Annotated in this window: 14 protein-coding genes, 2 rRNA genes and 1 pseudogene (1 of these 17 only partly in view); 10 read left to right on the top strand and 7 right to left on the bottom strand. The window is 68.8% G+C overall.

Going from position 1 to position 16,867, the window contains the following annotated elements; all coding sequences use genetic code 11:
- Positions 1-114: 114 nt before the first annotated feature.
- A complete protein-coding gene (locus B1H29_RS19855) occupies positions 115-492 on the top strand; it encodes a metal-sensitive transcriptional regulator (RefSeq protein WP_055417638.1) in 378 nt (125 codons plus the stop codon).
- Positions 493-519: 27 nt separating this feature from the next.
- Here the strand turns inward: B1H29_RS19855 and B1H29_RS38615 are convergent, their stop codons facing one another.
- Together B1H29_RS38615 and B1H29_RS19845 are read right to left on the bottom strand one after the other, a co-directional pair.
- Entirely contained in the window at positions 520-699 is a 180-nt protein-coding gene (locus tag B1H29_RS38615) for a hypothetical protein (RefSeq protein ID WP_055417639.1), read from the bottom strand.
- Between the two features lie 209 nt (positions 700-908).
- Positions 909-1,757: pseudogene (locus B1H29_RS19845) on the bottom strand (hypothetical protein); the annotation flags it as partial.
- Between the two features lie 86 nt (positions 1,758-1,843).
- Between B1H29_RS19845 and B1H29_RS38605 the strand changes: the two are divergent.
- Positions 1,844-2,014: a hypothetical protein gene (locus B1H29_RS38605; RefSeq protein WP_167392504.1), complete on the top strand. Its 171-nt coding sequence runs from the start codon at positions 1,844-1,846 to the stop codon at positions 2,012-2,014.
- Between the two features lie 32 nt (positions 2,015-2,046).
- Here B1H29_RS38605 and B1H29_RS19840 read toward each other — a convergent pair whose 3' ends face one another.
- A complete protein-coding gene (locus B1H29_RS19840) occupies positions 2,047-2,757 on the bottom strand; it encodes a phosphatase PAP2 family protein (RefSeq protein ID WP_055417640.1) in 711 nt (236 codons plus the stop codon).
- Positions 2,758-2,993: 236 nt separating this feature from the next.
- Positions 2,994-4,013, bottom strand: a complete 1,020-nt coding sequence (locus tag B1H29_RS19835; RefSeq protein WP_159027885.1) for an NlpC/P60 family protein — start codon at positions 4,011-4,013, stop codon at positions 2,994-2,996.
- A 439-nt stretch (positions 4,014-4,452) separates the two neighbouring features.
- Between B1H29_RS19835 and B1H29_RS19830 the strand changes: the two genes are divergently transcribed.
- From B1H29_RS19830 to B1H29_RS19805, 6 genes are all read left to right on the top strand, one after another.
- The gene (locus B1H29_RS19830) at positions 4,453-4,761 is read left to right on the top strand and encodes a hypothetical protein (protein ID WP_055417641.1); all 309 of its coding nucleotides are present in this window, start codon (positions 4,453-4,455) and stop codon (positions 4,759-4,761) included.
- Positions 4,762-4,923: 162 nt separating this feature from the next.
- Positions 4,924-5,739: a hypothetical protein gene (locus B1H29_RS19825; RefSeq protein ID WP_055417642.1), complete on the top strand. Its 816-nt coding sequence runs from the start codon at positions 4,924-4,926 to the stop codon at positions 5,737-5,739.
- A complete protein-coding gene (locus B1H29_RS19820; protein ID WP_199832305.1) occupies positions 5,729-7,078 on the top strand; it encodes a hypothetical protein in 1,350 nt (449 codons plus the stop codon). Before B1H29_RS19825 ends, B1H29_RS19820 begins: the two co-directional genes overlap by 11 nt.
- Positions 7,075-8,634, top strand: a complete 1,560-nt coding sequence (locus tag B1H29_RS19815; RefSeq protein ID WP_055417643.1) for an SCO6880 family protein — start codon at positions 7,075-7,077, stop codon at positions 8,632-8,634. The genes B1H29_RS19820 and B1H29_RS19815 overlap by 4 nt, the downstream gene beginning before the upstream one ends.
- Positions 8,635-8,646: 12 nt before the next feature.
- On the top strand, positions 8,647-10,059 hold the full coding sequence (locus B1H29_RS19810; RefSeq protein ID WP_055417644.1) for an ATP-binding protein: 1,413 nt from the start codon (positions 8,647-8,649) through the stop codon (positions 10,057-10,059).
- A gap of 23 nt (positions 10,060-10,082) precedes the next feature.
- On the top strand, positions 10,083-11,711 hold the full coding sequence (locus B1H29_RS19805; RefSeq protein WP_055417645.1) for a type IV secretory system conjugative DNA transfer family protein: 1,629 nt from the start codon (positions 10,083-10,085) through the stop codon (positions 11,709-11,711).
- An 18-nt stretch (positions 11,712-11,729) separates the two neighbouring features.
- Here the strand turns inward: B1H29_RS19805 and B1H29_RS19800 are convergent, their stop codons facing one another.
- Positions 11,730-12,290: a GNAT family N-acetyltransferase gene (locus B1H29_RS19800; protein WP_199832306.1), complete on the bottom strand. Its 561-nt coding sequence runs from the start codon at positions 12,288-12,290 to the stop codon at positions 11,730-11,732.
- 94 nt (positions 12,291-12,384) lie between these two features.
- Between B1H29_RS19800 and B1H29_RS19795 the strand changes: the two genes are divergently transcribed.
- On the top strand, positions 12,385-13,668 hold the full coding sequence (locus B1H29_RS19795) for a sensor histidine kinase (RefSeq protein ID WP_055417646.1): 1,284 nt from the start codon (positions 12,385-12,387) through the stop codon (positions 13,666-13,668).
- Positions 13,665-14,336, top strand: a complete 672-nt coding sequence (locus tag B1H29_RS19790) for a response regulator (protein ID WP_055417647.1) — start codon at positions 13,665-13,667, stop codon at positions 14,334-14,336. Before B1H29_RS19795 ends, B1H29_RS19790 begins: the two co-directional genes overlap by 4 nt.
- 51 nt (positions 14,337-14,387) lie before the next feature.
- Here the strand turns inward: B1H29_RS19790 and rrf are convergent.
- Positions 14,388-14,504, bottom strand: a 5S ribosomal RNA gene (gene rrf, locus B1H29_RS19785).
- 87 nt (positions 14,505-14,591) lie between these two features.
- A 23S ribosomal RNA gene (locus tag B1H29_RS19780) occupies positions 14,592-16,867 on the bottom strand (it continues 844 nt past the right edge of the window).

Genomic DNA, 16,867 nt, shown 5'->3' with positions numbered 1-16,867 from the left:
TCAAGGGCCCCCTACCCCGCGGAGTCCGTTACGATATACCCGCCAGGGGTATATGTCCGCTATCTGCCCAATCTCTTCCCACTTTCCCACCCCGCCCAACAACAGGAGGACGCGATGACGACCACTGAGGCCGGCGCAGGTGCGCCCTCCCCCGCCGTGGACGCGGTCGAGACGGACGGGACGGACGTCGTGACCGACCACGACCGCGGTGTGCACGGCTACCACAAACAGAAGGACGAGCACCTCAAGCGGCTGCGCCGCATCGAGGGCCAGATCCGGGGCCTGCAGCGGATGGTCGACGAGGACGTCTACTGCATCGACATACTCACCCAGGTCTCCGCCTCCACGAAGGCCCTGCAGTCCTTCGCGCTGCAACTCCTGGAGGAGCATCTGCGCCACTGCGTCGCCGACGCGGCCGTCAAGGGCGGCACCGAGATCGACGCGAAGGTGGCGGAGGCGACGAAGGCGATCGGCCGCCTGCTGCGCACCTGACCCCCGGGGGCCGGCAGGGGCCGGCCCCTACCGGTCGGCCCCGGCCTGCCGCTCCTCGGCCACCCGCAGCACCTCGTCGATGCTCTCGAGGCTGAGCCGCTCACGGGCGGCGGACGCCGCGATGATCAGCTCGCCGCACAGCTCGATCTCGGCGAGGGCTACGTGGTCCTGTACCGCCGTACCACCGACCGGAGCCACGCGCGTCACCTCGTCTCTGCCGTCACCGGCTTCCTAGAGTAGGGAGCGGCCTACACACCGCGCATGGCACGGAAGGGCTAGTTCTTGCCGCCCGAGCCCGCACCGGACGGCTCCACCGACTCCCCCGCTTCCGCCGGTTCCGCCGGTTCCGCCGGTTCCGCCGGTTCCGCCGGTTCCGCCGGTTCCGCCGGTTCCGCCGGTTCCGCCGGTTCCGCCGGTTCCGCCGCGATCTTGCCGGCGTAGATGTCCCGCTCCTCGGGCAGCCGTACGCGGACGGCGGCGCCGAAGTCGTAGAGCAGCGTCGTCGAGGCGACGGCCACGATGCCCTCGTCCCGCCCGTTGGCGAAACTGAAGCGGTGCCGGACCTTGCGGATACGGCCCTCGTCGTCGAGGTAGGCGTCGAACGGCACCTCGGCGGTGGCGAACCCCTCGGCCGCCGCGGCCAGCGCCCGCCTGTTCCCGTCCGACGCGCTCCGCGCCGCCCGCGCGAGGTCGGCGGTCCCCCGGTAGTGCCGCACCGCGGTCCCCGCGACCTCCGTCCGCCCCACGTACGTCGCCGTCCGCGTCCCGCGCAGCACCTCCGCGGCGACGAAGGGGTCCGTCACCCCGCCGGTCACCAGGTTCCCGTCGGACAGCGAGGCGGTCTCCACCCGCACCCACTTGTCGTCGGGCACGCCGGCCCCCCGGTTCTTCATGAACAGGGCGCCTGGTGCGAGCAGTTCGGTGATCGGCCGGTGCTCACTCGATCCCGCCGGGTCCTGCGGCAGCCGTACCTTCAGCCGCCCGAGCCGCTCCTCGAAGTCGTACACGCCCTCACCCCGGATGGTCACCCGCGTTCCGCCGCTGGCCATCTCCATCGCGGTCCGCGCCTGGGCGCTCCCGGCGGCCACCAGCCGGTCGGCGGCCCGGTGCAGCACGGCGACCGGATCGCCGCCGCCCGCCCCCTGGACAGCGGCTCCCTCCCCGGAGCACCCGCTCCCGGCCAGACACGCGCAGCCCAGGCCCCCGGCGAGGAGGAGGCCCCTGCCCACCCTCCTACTCCGCCGCTCCCGCTCCCACCCGACCATCGCCACCTACCCAGCCGTCACGCACGTTCCGAACCCCCTGCCGTCCCGGTTAACGAGGGGCAGGTGACCCCGGTAACGTTGTGGGCGTGGCGCAGCAGGAAGGTCTGGAAGCTCCCCAGGAAGTCCCGGAACATCTCACGACGACGGTCGAACAGGGCCCGTTCTGTCTGGCCCGCTGCACCTGCGGCTGGCGAGGCCCGGCCCGCAGAGCGAGGAGCCAGGCCCGCACGGACGCGAAGACCCACGCGCCGGCCTGACTCCCACGACGTGCCCGAAGGCGGCGGCAGCCTCAGGCGGCGAGGTCCCGCTCGCCCGCCTCGGCGCTCCTCTTGCGCGCCCCCGGGATCACGGCGCCCCTCCCGGCGGCACCGCCTCGCCCCCGCGCGCTGACCAGCCACCCCGCCCGGGGCGACCGCTCGACGGCGCGGGTCAGCGGCGTCAGCAGTGCCATGGCGACCGGCGACAGCAGCAGCGCGACCGCCGTGCCGAGGGCGAAGCCGCCCACGACGTCCGTCGGGTAGTGCACGCCCATGTAGACCCGGATGAAGCCGCCGAACACCGCCAGCACGATCGCGGCGATGCCGAACCTCCGGCTGGCGACGAACAAGGCGACGGCCAGGGCCATGCAGAGCGTGGCGTGATCGCTCACGAAGGAGAAGTCGTCCTTCCCGGCGACCAGAACTTCCAGCCCCTCATGGGACTTGAACGGCCGCGGCCGCTCGACGAAGCCCCGTATCGGCACGTTGACCAGCACCGCGACGCCGGCCGCGAGCGGCGCCCACACCAGTGCCGCCACGGTCGAGGCCGCGTCCTCGCCGCCCCGCCGCCGCACGGACCACCAGCACCACAGCACCAGCAGCACGATCGCGAACAGCAGTCCGTACTCACCCACGAACTCCATGACCCGGTCGAACCAGTGCGGTGCGTCCTTGGCCAGGCCGTTGATGTCGTAGAGCAGCTCGACGTCGGGGTTCGACCCGGATTCGGCGAGTCCAGCCATGGTGCTGCGGCCCCTTCGTCATGTCCTCCGGCGCACCGAGCGCACGCCTCTTCTGCCACCCCCGTGGTCGTAGATCCGCCGGTTCCTCTTGCCCCGCACACCTACACGTCAACAGGAACGCACGGCCCCCGTTGATACGTTCCACACTCCACGGAATGATCACGCAGACGTTATCGAAGAGAAACACGTCCTCGCAGCTCAGGGCATGGGTTCACGCTGGGTTCAAACCCTCCCATTCACACCGTCGTGGGCAGCGCTTTCGCGCCATCCTCGGTGACCCGGGTGGCCCCGAAGTAGTCGGGGGTGTCGACCGGGTCGAAGCGGATGACGGCACCCGTCCGCGGCGCGTCGATCATGTAGCCGCCGCCGACGTAGATCCCCACGTGCCGGATGGCGCGGGAGTTGGTGAGATCGTCCGAGAAGAACACCAGGTCACCCGGGAGCAGCTCGTCCCGGCTCGGATGCGGCCCCGCGTTGTACTGGTCGTTGGCGACCCGCGGCAACTCGATCCCCACGCTCTCGTACGCCGCCTTGGTCAGCCCCGAACAGTCGAACCGCCCACCCTGCTCGGCCGTCCCGTTCCCGCCCCACAGATAGAGCGTGCCGAGCTTCTTCTGCGCGTAGGCGATGGCCCCGGCGGCCTGCTCGGACGGATCGACCCGGGTGGTGGGCGCGGCGAAGCTCTCCTCCAGGGTCGTGATCACCTTGACGTAGTTCTGGGTCTCCTTGTACGGCGGCACGCCCTGGTACTTGATCACCGCGTAGGCCCCCGCGTTGTAGGAGGCGAGCATGTTCTTCGTCGGGTCCCCGGGCACGTCCTTCACGTACGACGCGAGGGAGCAGTCGTAGGACGCCGCCGACGGAATGGCGTCCTTCGGATCCCACACGTCCCGGTCGCCGTCCCCGTCCCCGTCGATCCCGTGGGTGGCCCACGTCCCGGGGATGAACTGCGCTATGCCCTGCGCCGCCGCGTGGCTCTGCGCCTTCGGGTTGAAGCCGCTCTCCTGGTAGAGCTGGGCGGCGAGCAGCGCCGGGTTGATCGCGGGGCAGAGATTGCCCCACTTCTGCACGAGCGGCTGGTACGCCGCGGGCACCGACCCCTTGGCCAGCTTCTTGGCACCGCCCCCCGCGCCGCCGGCCAGGTTCCCGGCGACGACGTAGACACCCACGACGAGCAGCATCACGAAGCCCATCCCGAGAGCGACCGCGACACCGGCACCGACCCACATCTTGCGCATGGCCCAACCCTGCCCCACGTCCAGGCCGTTCAATAACACTTTCCGGCCATGTCGCGCCCATGCACCGGCGCTCGGCCCACAAAAGCTTCCCACCCTCGTGAGGGAAGGTCAGATACACGTCACCCACCGGCGGAAGCCCTCGCACCACGGAGCGGGCGGGCGAGTCCGCTCACTTCGCAGAAGGGCCCAACGACGCAACCACACGACAGGTTGCGCTCCAGCCTCATTGCCCGGCGTAACGGGACGTGATACACAGAGTGACCATACGACTCTTCGCATACCGGTCCGCGCCACCCCGTTAGGGCCCGGCGCGGACCGGTGGCAAGCTATTCGTACGAAACCCGCCAATCAATGACGCCAAGTCGACATACGACGGCGCCATCGTCGGCGACAATGAGGCCTGACCTCTGCACGTCCGCAGAGGGTGCGGAACTACCCAACAGGGGCGGTGACTTACATGCTCTTTGCGGCCGACGAGGGAGACATCAACACCATCATCGGGGGGATCGCTCCGGACTGGGGCCCCTTCGGCAGCCTGGGCAACGAGGCCAAGATCATGATCGAGGTGGTGATGGCCGTCGCGATCCTGCTCTGCCTCGGAATCGCCATCTGGGGCGCCGCCAAGCAGCGCATCGGTGCCACCGCGCTCCGCGACACCTTCAGCGCGGAGCAGGGCAAGGGCCTCATCATCGCGGGTCTGACGGGCGTGTTCATCATCGGCTCGCTCGGCACGCTCTTCACCATCGTGTACGGGATGGCCGTGTAGCCCGACCCATCTTCACTCACCTCCATCCCACCCGCCCGTCGTGCCAACCGGCTGAGGTTGCGTTTCCCTGATGTCAAGTCACCACACCGCGCCCGCGCGGGAACCAGCACGGCTACCGTCGTACTTCTACGGCAGGCATGACGTCGAGGGGGCGTACGCGGCATGAGTCTCGGAGACGACCACCAGTCCTCCGGCGGTTACGGCGGTAGCGGTCAGACACGGACCCGGCTGCCCGACGGGGACGGCGACGGCTACGGCGGCCCCGGTCGCGGCGGCCGCTCGTCGTCCCGCAGCCTGGTCACCGTGGTCGGCGTCGTCGTCCTCCTGATCGCCGCGATCGCCTTCGCGAACCGTGGAGGAGACGATTCCGCATCCTCGGACGGCACGGCCGCCGACAAGCCGAAGACGTCGGCGACGGCCCCGTCCGGAAAACAGCCGGTGCGGGCGGGCTTCGCCCGGGATGAGCAGGGGGCGCAGAGCGCGGCGGCGAACTATGCGGTGGCGCTGGGCTCGGCCGACATGTTCGACAAGGCCAGACGGCACGCGATCGTCGACACCGTCTACGCGCCCGAAGTCGCGGCCACCCGGCAGACAGAGCTGGACGGCGCGTACTCGCGCCGGGAGTTCCTGGCGAACATCGGCCTCGACAAGAACGGCAAGGCGCCCGCCGGCCAGACCTTTGTCTCGCGGGTCATCCCGGTAGGCACCAAAGTCACAGCATCCAGCACCGACAAGGCCACTGTCGAGGTTTGGTACACGTCCCTCTTCGGGCTGTCCGGTGGCGACTCGACCAACCCGGTGACCGAGAGTTGGTACACCGCCACATACCAACTGACCTGGACCAACAACGACTGGAAAGTCACCGACTTCCGGCAGAAGGACGGACCAGTGCCCGTCGGTCGCGATCAGAGGGCCTCCACCGCCGACGACATGACAAAGGCCGTCGAGGAGTACGGAGGGTTCACGTATGCGCGCTAACCACCGCTTCCTCAAGGTCACAGCCGCCGTTGCCGCCGTTGAGGCCGCTACGGTGCTGCTGGCTACCCGCGCTTTTGCCGCCCCCACGCCCACGCCGACGGACACCAACGACCCCTGTGATCTCATCCGCGGCCCCGCCAAGGACTACTGCGAACGCGGCGAAGGCGGTGGTGGTTCCTCCGGAGGCGGTGGGGGTGGGACCCTCAGCGACCCCAGGTCCGCCCTCGACCCCCTGTCCGCCCTCGCCAAGGGCTGTGCCGACGCCGCCGCGTGGACCGTCGACACCCTCAGTAACGCCGTGAAGAACACCGCCGACGTCGACTTCACGAACGGCACGTTCCTCAAGCAGTACGCCATCGTCTTCGGGGCGTCGGCGATCCTGACACTGATCCTCTGGCTGCTGGCGGTCACCAAGCGCGCCGTCCGCGGCGTGCCCTTCACCACCGCCCTCTCCGAAGCCGTCGGGTTCCTCTGGCTCACCGTCCTGGCGTCGGCCTTCACACCGCTGATCCTCTACACGGTCGTCTCCGCCACCGACGCCGTGACCGACGTCCTGGCGAAGGGCACCGGGGACCAGACGGACGCCTTCTTCGGCACCTTCTCCCAGGCGCTGAAGCAGGGCGACGACATCGGTGGCGGCCCCATCATGCTGATCCTGGTGTCGTTCGTGTCGATCATCGCAGCGGGCGTGCTCTACCTGGAGCTGTACCTGCGGGCCGTCCTGCTCTACGTCGGCGCGCTGCTCGGTGTCGTCGTCTACGCCGGCCTGGTCGACAAGAACCTGTGGGGTCACGTCCGCCGCTGGGCCGGCATCATGATCGCGGTGATCATGGTCAAGCCGGTGATCGTCATCGTGCTGGGCCTCGCGGGCGCGCTGACCGCGGACGACGGGCCCGACTCCGTCGCCGCCATCGTCTCCGGCCTCGCCATCATCCTGCTCGCCATCTTCGCGTCCGCGATGATCTACCGCTTCGTCCCCGGCTTCGGCGACGAGATCGCGAACAGCCGCAACAACCGCATCATGCAGGGCGCCGAGGGCAAGGCCGCCGCCGTGATCAGTTCCCCGGCCAACCTGGTCGCCCAGGGCATCAGAACCCACAGCACCCGCCACAACGGCGACGGCGGAGGCGGCGGCCAGGCCGGCTCCTCCGCCACCCCCCGCCCCGCCAACCCCGCCTCCGGCGGAGTCGCCGCGCACAGCTCGCGCCACTCGAACGGCGGCGGAGCCGTCCCCTCCGCCGCACCGGCACCGCGCGCCGGCAGCCCGGTGAACACGCCCCACGCAAGCAACACCCGCAACAGCGGCACTAGCAAGAGCACAGGAGGTGACGGGCGTTGACGACCGAGTCCCACGTGTCCCATCCGGTCACGCCCCGCCGTACGTATCTGATCGGCCGCGCCCGGCCGAACGCGATCGTCGGCCGCAACCGCGAGACCGGTGAGATCGCGCTGATCGTCGTGGGCGCGTTCCTCGGCATGATGTGCGGGCTCCTCGTCCCCGTCCTGACCCTGCGTATCGTCCTGCTCTGCGGCTTCCCCATGCTCGCGCTGGCGGCCGTCTACGTGCCGTACAAGCACCGGACGTTCTACAAGTGGTTCGAGATCAACCGCAGCTACAAGCGGACGCTCCGCCGCGGCACCGCCTACCGTTCCGGCGCCATCGAGGCCGGCACCAGGATCGACGGGCGGGAGGTCGAGGTCGGCCCGCCGCCCGGCATCGGCCGCATCAGTTGGCTGGCGGCGCCCTTCGGGCCGGACGAGATCGCCGTACTGCTGCACGCCGACCGCAGAACCGTCACCGCCGCGATCGAGATCGAGGGCCCCGGCGTCGGCCTGCGCGACTCGGAGGACCAGGAAGCCCTCGTCGACCGCTTCGGCACCCTGCTCAAGCACGTGGCCAACGGCGACGGCTTCGTCACCCGCATCCAGATGCTCGCCCGCACCCTCCCGGCCGACCCGGACGCGCACGCCAAGGACGTCGCCCAGCGCGGCGACGACAAGGCGCCGCCGTGGCTGCGGCAGTCGTACGACCAGCTCCAGTCCATGGTGTCCACCAGCAGCGAGCAGCACCGCGCCTACCTCATCGCCTGCATGCACTACACCCGGGAACTCGCCGCCGAGGCCAACGCGATGGCCCGCGCCGCCCGGCCGCAGAACGGGCGCAAGCTGGACCGGGACGCGGGCCTCGCGGTCGTCATGGCGCGCGAGCTGACCGACATCTGCTCCCGTCTCCAGGAAGCCGACATCCGCGTCCGCCAGCCGCTGGGGCAGGGCCGGCTCGCCTCCCTCATCCACGCCATGTACGACCCGGACCACCCCATCGACCACATCCAGGCGATGACCAAGCGCAACGCCTGGCCGGCCGAACTGGACGCCATGGAGCCCACCTACCTCCAGGCCAAGACCCGGGAGTCCTCCACCCGCGCCCCCTGGTGCCACGCCACCGCCTGGGTCAAGGAGTGGCCGATGACCCCGGTCGGCGTGAACTTCCTCGCGCCGCTCCTCGTGCACACCCCGGACGTCATCCGGACGGTCGCCGTGACGATGGACCTCGAACCCACCGAGGTCGCCATCGAGCGCATGCTGACCGAGAAGACGAACGACGAGGCCGAGGCCTCCCGCGCCGCCAAGATGAACCGCACCGTCGACCCCCGCGACATCGCCGCCCACGGCCGCCTGGACCAGCGGGGCGAGGACCTGGCCAGCGGCGCGGCCGGCGTCAACCTGGTCGGCTACATCACCGTCTCCTCCCGCTCCCCCGAGGCACTCGCCCGCGACAAGCGGACGATAAGGGCCTCGGCGGGAAAGTCGTACCTGAAACTGGAGTGGTGCGACCGTGAGCACCATCGCGCCTTCGTGAACACACTTCCGTTCGCCACCGGCATCCGAAGGTAGGGGCTGAGCCTGATGCGGGACCCGATGTCCGTCCTCACCGACGCCTTCACGTCCTTCCTCTTCGGGAAGGTGGAGACGACCCGCCTGCCGGTCCGCACCTCCACGGGCCAGGCGCAGGCCGTCTACCTGCCGACCGCCGCACCCGGCCTCGGTGACTCCGGCGTGATCATCGGCCGCGAGGTCTACTCCGGAAAGGGCTACATCTACGACCCCTTCCAGCTCTACGGCCAGCAGCTCCCCGCCCCGCACTGGCTGGTGCTCGGCGAGTCCGGCAACGGCAAGTCGGCGCTGGAGAAGACGTACGTCCTGCGCCAGCTCCGTTTCCGCGACCGCCAGGTCGTCGTGCTGGACGCCCAGGGCGAGGACGGCGTCGGCGAGTGGAACCTCATCGCCGAGGAGCTGGGCATAACTCCCATCCGCCTGGACCCGATGGCCGCGCTGGACCACGGCATCCGGCTCAACCCCCTGGACCCGGCGATCACCACGACCGGGCAACTGGCCCTGCTCCGCACGATCATCGAGGTCGCGATGGGGCATGGCCTGGACGAGCGCTCCGGCTTCGCGCTCAAGGTCGCGCACGCCTACGTCAACGAGACCATCGTCGAACGCCAGCCCGTCCTCACCGACATCGTCGAGCAGCTCCGCCACCCCGAGCCGGAGTCGGCCGAGGCGATGAACGTCGCCATAGACGACGTACGGGCGTGGGGCCTGGACGTGGCCCTCGTCCTCGACCGGCTCGTCGACGGTGACCTGCGCGGCATGTTCGACGGCCCGACGACGGTCGGCATCGACCTCGACGCGCCCCTCATCGTCTTCGACCTCTCCCACATCGACCGCAACTCCATCGCCATGCCGATCCTGATGGCCATCGTGGGGGTGTGGCTGGAGCACACCTGGATCCGGCCCGACCGGAAGAAGCGGATCTTCCTGGTCGAGGAGGCCTGGCACATCATCAACAGCCCGTTCGTGGCGCAGTTGTTCCAGCGGCTGCTGAAGTTCGGGCGCCGGCTGGGTCTGTCGTTCGTGGCGGTGGTGCACCATCTGTCGGACGTCGTCGACGGGGCGGCGGCCAGAGAGGCCGCGGCCATCCTGAAAATGGCCTCCACCCGGACCATCTACGCCCAGAAGGCCGACGAGGCGCGGGCCACGGGACGCGTACTGGGCCTGCCACGCTGGGCGGTGGAGATCATCCCGTCCCTCACGCCCGGCATCGCGGTGTGGGACGTCAACGGCAACGTCCAGGTGGTCAAGCACCTGATCACCGAGACCGAACGCCCCCTGGTCTTCACCGACCGCGCGATGACCGAGTCCTCCGCCGACTTCGACGACGACGCCCTGCGCGCCGCCGAACTGGAGGCGGAGGAGAGGGCGGCGGCGTTCATGGAACAGCACATCGGCGACCCGTCCGAATCGACGGTGGCGTAGGAAGACGGGGAGGGACCGGAGGCATGAGACCGGACGACCGCCGCGACCAGCGGCCGGCCCAGCAGGGCGGCATCCCCGACGGCCTGCTGGTCGGCCTACTCGGCTTCCTCCTCGGCATGACCCTGCTGGTGTGGACGGCGACCGGCCTGTCCGCCCTCTTCGCCCACGGCTCCTGGCCCTCCGGCGTCACCTTCACCGGCACGCCCCTGGCCATGCGCCACCTGATCTCCGAACCCCACGACATTCCCGGCGCCTGGCCGGACACCCCCGAGACGGCACTCTCCGGGTACGGGCTGTTCTGGGGGCTGTTCATCGGCCAGATGATGGTGCTGACGGTCCTGACCGTGTTCGTGATGGGCACGGTGGCCCGGTGGCGGGCGGTTCGGCAGGGGCGACGGGTACGGCGGCCGTCGGCCGACGGCCGTGGCCCACAAGCACCCCAGGAGACCGACGGCCCGTATCCCGGCCCCCTGCGGCAGCCCGGACCGGCCCCGCGGCCCGAGCCCGGCCAGAAGCCCGGGCGGGAGCCCGGTCAGGGGCCCGGTCGGGAGCCCGGCCAGGACCCCGGCCAGGAGTCCGGACCGGCCCCGCAGCCCCAACCGGCCCCGGCGCACGTCCACGAGGTGCCGACCCCGAGGGCCCCGCAGCAGGACACGCCGCCGGAGGAAGTGCCGTTGGCCGCCGCGGCCGACGACGTCCGGACGGCCGGGTGGGCGGCGGACCGGGCCGAGGGCGCGGTGCACTACGGCCCGCCGGACACCCGTCACTCGACCGCCGTACACGCGGTACGCGACGCGGCGGGCCCCGCCCTCGTCATCACCTCGAACCCGGCCCTCTGGGCGGACACCAAGGACGCCCGCGCGAAACTCGGCCCCGTCCACCTCTACGATCCGAACCATCTGTGCGACACCCCGGCCCGCACGCACTGGTCCCCCACCGCCGGCTGCGAGGACAGACAGACGGCCACGACCAGAGCGGCCGCCCTCCTCACCCCGGTCCGCCCCACCGCCCGGCTCGACCAGGCGGTCGGCGACACCGCCGAACTCCTGCTGCGCAGCTACCTCCACGCCGCCGCCGTCGACGGCCGCACCGTCCGCCACGTCCACCGCTGGTCCCAGGGCCTCCAGATCCAGGACGCCGTACGCATCCTCCGTACCAACCCCAAAGCCGCCGCCGGCTCCGCGGGCGAACTCGAGGGTGCCCTCACCGCCCACCCCGAACGCCGGGACATGGCCCAGCAGCTCACCACCCGGGCTCTGGCCACCCTCTCGAGGGTGAACATCCGTGAGGCGTGCACTCCCAATCGAACTGATGCCCTCGCCTTGGATTCCTTCATCGCCGAACAGGGAACCCTTTATGTGGTGGGTGAATCCATCGAGGACCCCCGCACGAGCCCGGGCGCGATGCCGCTGCTGACGGCGCTCGTCTCCAGCGTGGTCGAGCGCGGCCGGCGCATGGCCGAACGGTCATCCTCCGGTCGCCTCGACCCACCAATGACGCTCGTCCTGGACGACGTCGCGGCCGTGGCCCCGCTTCCCCAGCTCCCCGAGCTGCTGGCCACCGGGGCGGACCGGGGCATGCCGGCCCTGGCGCTGCTCCGGTCCCGCGAACAAGGCCGGTCCCGCTGGCCCCACGACGAACTGCCGGTCTAGCGGCGGCCCGGCACCGCGTCAGCGCTCGAGCACGAACTCCAGCTCGTGGTCGCCGGGCCCGCCCACCAGCGGCACCGTCCGCCCGCTCGGCGCGAACCCCGCCTTCCGGTACGAGCCCTGCGCCCGTCCGTTGTCCGGGTGCACGATGAGCCGCACCCGCTCCAGGCCGCTCGCCCAGGCCCACTCCAGCCCGGCGCCGAACAGCGCCTTGGTCAGCCCGCTCCCCCGCCACTCGGGCCGTACGTACACACCGACCACGTGCCCCTGTCGCCGCTCCACCGGGAAGCCGGCCCAGTCCGTGGTCCCGGCCTCCTCCACCAGCACGGTCAGCGTCCCGAGCCACCGCCCGCCCGGTCCCTCGGCGACGAACTGCCGCGCCCCGGACGCGCCCTCGGCGCCCCCTGCCGCCCGCTCCCGCCAGTAGGAGTCCGGCCGGGCCGCGGCGTCGTCGTACGTCTCCAGGTACGCGAGATGCGCGACCGGGTCCCGCAGCGCGCGCAACCGCAGCTCCTTCACGGCGGGCCACTCGTCGGCGCGTATGGAGCGGATCACGTAGTCACCGGGTACCGGGGCACTCATGCGGGCCACCGTAGTACCCGGGTACTACGCCCCTCACCTGATATACGGCCCCCGGACGGACGCCCGTCCCGCCCGGACGCCCGACCATGGTCGGATGGAGCCCGTGAAGGAGCCCGTGAGGACCGAGCCCGTGCCGGAAGAACGCGCGGCGGAGCCTCTCACCGAGCACGTGCAGCGCGTCACCCAGCGGGTCCGCGCCTTCGACCGCCGCCGGCCGCTCGTGTGGGACCTGCTCTTCACCGGCTTCTGGGTCACGGCGGCACTGATCGACTACACCAGCGGCGGCTGGCGCCACATCGCCCACAACCTCGACGTGCCGGGCCGGCTCCTCCTGGCCATGAGCCTCGGGTTCTCGGTCACCCTGCTCTGGCGGCGCACCCGTCCCCGGACCGCCCTCCTCGTCGTCGCGCCGTTCCTCGTCGTGAACGCCTGGACGGGCGCCGCCCTGCAGGCGTCGATGCTGTACCTGTTCCTCCTCTACCACATCGTCCTGCGCCTGCCGTTGCGCAACCTGTGGTGGGTGGCGGCGCTGGTGACGGCCACGACCTGCGTCTCCCTCGCCCGCTACGGCGAGGGAGGGAGTTCATGGCACCAGCAGGTCGGCTCCCAGCTCCTGTCCATCGGCGTCGTCGCCCTCATCGCCGTCACGGTCCGCACCCGGCGCAACTACACCGAGGTCCGGGAGGACCGCGCCCGCCGCCTGGAGACCGAACGCGACCAGCAGGTCCGGATCGCCGCCGCCGCCGAACGCGCCCGCATAGCCCGGGAGATGCACGACATCATCGGCCACAACCTCTCCGTCATCACCGGCCTCGCCGACGGCGGCCGCTACGCCGCCGCCAAGTCCCCCGAACGCGCCGCCCAGGCGCTGGACGCCATCGCCACCACCAGCCGCCAGGCCCTGGGCGAACTGCGCCGCCTGCTCGACGTCCTGCGCGACGAGGAGCAGGACGGCACCCAGGCGGCCGAACTGACCCCGCAGCCCGCCCTCACCGACCTCGACCGCCTCATCGACGGCGTCCGCAAGGCCGGCCTGCCCGTCCGTACGACCGTCAAGGGCCGCCCCACGCTCCCGGAGGGCCGCCAGCTCACGGTGTACCGCGTCATCCAGGAGTCCCTCACCAACACCCTCAAGCACGCCGGCCCCGACGCCACCGCCCACATCGACCTCTCCTACGAGCCCCGCGGCGCCGTCACCCTCACCGTCACCGACACCGGCCACGGCGGCCCGGCCCCCGCCCCCTCCGACGGCCGCGGCCTGCCCGGAATGCGGGAGAGAACGTCCCTGTACGGCGGCACACTCGAGGCCGGTCCACGGCCACGCCCCGCCCGGGGCTGGCGCGTCCACCTGCACCTACCGGAGGAAACCCCGCAGTGACCACCGTCCTCATCGCCGACGACCAGCCGCTCCAGCGCTTCGGCTTCCGGATGCTCCTGGAGAGCCAGGACGACATGACGGTCGTGGGTGAGGCGGCCAACGGCGCCGAAGCAGCCCGTATGACGGCCGGACTCCACCCCGACGTCGTCCTCATGGACGTCCGCATGCCCGGCCTCGACGGCATCGAGGCGACCCGGCGCATCGTCGCGGCCGGCGGCCGCACCCGGGTCCTCATCCTCACGACCTTCGACCTCGACGAGTACGCCTATGCGGGCCTGCGCGCCGGAGCCTCCGGCTTCCTCGTCAAGGACGCCCAGCCGGAGGAGCTGCTCTCCGGCGTGCGCGCGGTGGCCACGGGCGACGCGGTGGTCGCCCCGGGCCTGAGCCGCCGCCTGCTCGACGCGTACGTGCACCATCTGCCGGCGGCGGCCACCGGGCCGGAAGACGACGCCCCGGATCCGCGCCTCGCCTCTCTCACCGACCGCGAGACCGAGATCCTCCGGGTCCTTGGCCAGGGCTGGACCAATACGGAGATAGCGGAGCGCCTCCACCTCGCCGAGTCGACGGTGAAGACCCACGTGGGCCGCATTCTGGCCAAGACGGGCTCACGAGACCGTGTCCAGGCGGTCATCCTGGCGTACGACACGAAGCTGGTGAAGCCGGTCTGAAACGCAGAAAACCCCGCACCGTTTCCGGTGCGGGGTTTCCTCGCAATAATTGTTCGGCGGCGTCCTACTCTCCCACAGGGTCCCCCCTGCAGTACCATCGGCGCTGTAAGGCTTAGCTTCCGGGTTCGAAATGTAACCGGGCGTTTCCCCTACGCTATGACCACCGAAACACTATGAAACAGACAACCAACCCGGTGACCAACACAGGTCTGATTGTTCGTGGTTTCAGAACCAACACAGTGGACGCGAGCAACTGAGGACAAGCCCTCGGCCTATTAGTACCGGTCACCTCCACACCTTGCGGTGCTTCCAGATCCGGCCTATCAACCCAGTCGTCTACTGGGAGCCTTAACCCCTCAAGGGGGTGGGAGTCCTCATCTCGAAGCAGGCTTCCCGCTTAGATGCTTTCAGCGGTTATCCCTCCCGAACGTAGCCAACCAGCCATGCCCTTGGCAGGACAACTGGCACACCAGAGGTTCGTCCGTCCCGGTCCTCTCGTACTAGGGACAGCCCTTCTCAAGACTCCTACGCGCACAGCGGATAGGGACCGAACTGTCTCACGACGTTCTAAACCCAGCTCGCGTACCGCTTTAATGGGCGAACAGCCCAACCCTTGGGACCGACTCCAGCCCCAGGATGCGACGAGCCGACATCGAGGTGCCAAACCATCCCGTCGATATGGACTCTTGGGGAAGATCAGCCTGTTATCCCCGGGGTACCTTTTATCCGTTGAGCGACGGCGCTTCCACAAGCCACCGCCGGATCACTAGTCCCGACTTTCGTCCCTGCTCGACCCGTCGGTCTCACAGTCAAGCTCCCTTGTGCACTTACACTCAACACCTGATTGCCAACCAGGCTGAGGGAACCTTTGGGCGCCTCCGTTACTCTTTAGGAGGCAACCGCCCCAGTTAAACTACCCATCAGACACTGTCCCTGATCCGGATCACGGACCCAGGTTAGACATCCAGCACGACCAGACTGGTATTTCAACGACGACTCCCCCTGAACTGGCGTCCAGAGTTCACAGTCTCCCAGCTATCCTACACAAGCCGAACCGAACACCAATATCAAACTGTAGTAAAGGTCCCGGGGTCTTTCCGTCCTGCTGCGCGAAACGAGCATCTTTACTCGTAGTGCAATTTCACCGGGCCTATGGTTGAGACAGTCGAGAAGTCGTTACGCCATTCGTGCAGGTCGGAACTTACCCGACAAGGAATTTCGCTACCTTAGGATGGTTATAGTTACCACCGCCGTTTACTGGCGCTTAAGTTCTCAGCTTCGCCCCACCGAAATGGAGCTAACCGGTCCCCTTAACGTTCCAGCACCGGGCAGGCGTCAGTCCGTATACATCGCCTTACGGCTTCGCACGGACCTGTGTTTTTAGTAAACAGTCGCTTCTCGCTGGTCTCTGCGGCCACCCCCAGCTCAGAGAGAAAATCTCATCACCAGGAATGGCCCCCCTTCTCCCGAAGTTACGGGGGCATTTTGCCGAGTTCCTTAACCATAGTTCACCCGAACGCCTCGGTATTCTCTACCTGACCACCTGAGTCGGTTTAGGGTACGGGCCGCCATGAAACTCGCTAGAGGCTTTTCTCGACAGCATAGGATCATCCACTTCACCACAATCGGCTCGGCATCAGGTCTCAGCCACATGTGCGACGGATTTACCTACCGCACGGCCTACACCCTTACCCCGGGACAACCACCGCCCGGGATGGACTACCTTCCTGCGTCACCCCATCACTCACCTACTAACCGCTTGGTCCGGCGGCTCCACCACTTTCCTTTCCCCGAAGGGTCCGGAACGGCTTCACGGCCTTAGCATCACGATGCTCGATGTTTGACGCTTCACAGCGGGTACCGGAATATCAACCGGTTATCCATCGACTACGCCTGTCGGCCTCGCCTTAGGTCCCGACTTACCCTGGGCAGATCAGCTTGACCCAGGAACCCTTAGTCAATCGGCGCAAACGTTTCTCACGTTTGTATCGCTACTCATGCCTGCATTCTCACTCGTGAACCGTCCACAACTCGCTTCCGCGGCTGCTTCACCCGGCACACGACGCTCCCCTACCCATCACAGCCGGCGTTGGCCGTATTGCTGCAATGACACGACTTCGGCGGTACGCTTGAGCCCCGCTACATTGTCGGCGCGGAATCACTAGACCAGTGAGCTATTACGCACTCTTTCAAGGGTGGCTGCTTCTAAGCCAACCTCCTGGTTGTCTGTGCGACTCCACATCCTTTCCCACTTAGCGTACGCTTAGGGGCCTTAGTCGATGCTCTGGGCTGTTTCCCTCTCGACCATGGAGCTTATCCCCCACAGTCTCACTGCCGCGCTCTCACTTACCGGCATTCGGAGTTTGGCTAAGGTCAGTAACCCGGTAGGGCCCATCGCCTATCCAGTGCTCTACCTCCGGCAAGAAACACACGACGCTGCACCTAAATGCATTTCGGGGAGAACCAGCTATCACGGAGTTTGATTGGCCTTTCACCCCTAACCACAGGTCATCCCCCAGGTTTTCAACCCT

The sequence above is a fragment of the Streptomyces pactum genome (assembly GCF_002005225.1).
Taxonomy (GTDB): Bacteria; Actinomycetota; Actinomycetes; order Streptomycetales; family Streptomycetaceae; genus Streptomyces; species Streptomyces pactum_A.
Note: the sequence above shows the minus strand (reverse complement) of the source record. Positions and strands in the feature narration are given on the sequence as shown.

Bases quoted from the DNA above. Each gene is read 5' to 3' on its own strand.
- B1H29_RS19830 (WP_055417641.1), top strand. From the start codon at position 4,453: ATGCTCTTTGCGGCCGACGAGGGAGACATCAACACCATCATCGGGGGG.
- B1H29_RS19805 (WP_055417645.1), top strand. From the start codon at position 10,083: ATGAGACCGGACGACCGCCGCGACCAGCGGCCGGCCCAGCAGGGCGGC.
- B1H29_RS19795 (WP_055417646.1), top strand. From the start codon at position 12,385: ATGGAGCCCGTGAAGGAGCCCGTGAGGACCGAGCCCGTGCCGGAAGAA.
- B1H29_RS19820 (WP_199832305.1), top strand. From the start codon at position 5,729: ATGCGCGCTAACCACCGCTTCCTCAAGGTCACAGCCGCCGTTGCCGCC.
- B1H29_RS19825 (WP_055417642.1), top strand. From the start codon at position 4,924: ATGAGTCTCGGAGACGACCACCAGTCCTCCGGCGGTTACGGCGGTAGC.
- B1H29_RS19810 (WP_055417644.1), top strand. From the start codon at position 8,647: ATGCGGGACCCGATGTCCGTCCTCACCGACGCCTTCACGTCCTTCCTC.
- B1H29_RS19800 (WP_199832306.1), bottom strand. From the start codon at position 12,290: ATGAGTGCCCCGGTACCCGGTGACTACGTGATCCGCTCCATACGCGCC.
- B1H29_RS19840 (WP_055417640.1), bottom strand. From the start codon at position 2,757: ATGGCTGGACTCGCCGAATCCGGGTCGAACCCCGACGTCGAGCTGCTC.
- B1H29_RS19855 (WP_055417638.1), top strand. From the start codon at position 115: ATGACGACCACTGAGGCCGGCGCAGGTGCGCCCTCCCCCGCCGTGGAC.